The sequence below is a fragment of the Planctomonas deserti genome (assembly GCF_003067705.1).
GTDB lineage: Bacteria > Actinomycetota > Actinomycetes > Actinomycetales > Microbacteriaceae > Planctomonas > Planctomonas deserti.
This window is the reverse complement of sequence record NZ_QANL01000138.1, coordinates 1-579: the sequence shown is the minus strand read 5'-3', so window position 1 is coordinate 579 and position 579 is coordinate 1. Positions and strand designations below refer to the sequence as shown.

At 67.2% G+C, this 579-nt stretch carries 1 protein-coding gene; it reads left to right on the top strand.

The annotated features are described in order from the left end of the window. Positions 1–122: 122 nt before the first annotated feature. Entirely contained in the window at positions 123–572 is a 450-nt protein-coding gene (gene aroQ / locus DAI20_RS19960; RefSeq protein ID WP_108252904.1) for a type II 3-dehydroquinate dehydratase, read from the top strand. Positions 573–579 lie beyond the last annotated feature (7 nt).

Here is a 579-nt window from a genome sequence, read left to right as displayed (position 1 = left end):
CGTACAGCCACAAGCGCTCCGGCAGATTTCAAACACACGATTGAAACGCTGCAAACTTCGTCGAACTGGACAGCATCCGCCGGTTCCGCCAGACTGCCGCCCTTTCCCGTCTTCCGGATCCCATGGCGAAGCTGCTGGTCCTGCACGGCCCCAACCTCAACCTGCTCGGCACCCGCGAGCCGGAGGTCTACGGCCACACCACGCTGGCCGACATCGACCAGGCCCTGGCCGCCCAGGCATCGGCCGCCGGACACGCCGTGGAGAGCCTGCAGTCCAACGCCGAGCATGTGCTGGTGGACCGCGTGCAGGCCGCGCGCAATGACGGAACCGCTTTCATCCTGATCAACCCGTCCGCGTTCACCCACACCTCGGTCGCCCTGCGCGATGCGCTGGCGGCGGTGGCGGTGCCGTTCATCGAGATCCACCTGTCCAACCCGCATACCCGCGAGCCGTTCCGCCAGCACAGCTACTTCAGTGACAAGGCCGTGGGCGTGGTCTGCGGTTTCGGCGCCGACAGCTACCGCTACGCGATGGACGCGGCGCTGCTGCGCGTGCAGGCGGCCCGCGCGTGAAGATGCT

What these genes read in the sequence shown, in the direction of transcription:
- aroQ (WP_108252904.1), top strand. Translation starts at nt 123, where the DNA reads ATGGCGAAGCTGCTGGTCCTGCACGGCCCCAACCTCAACCTGCTCGGC.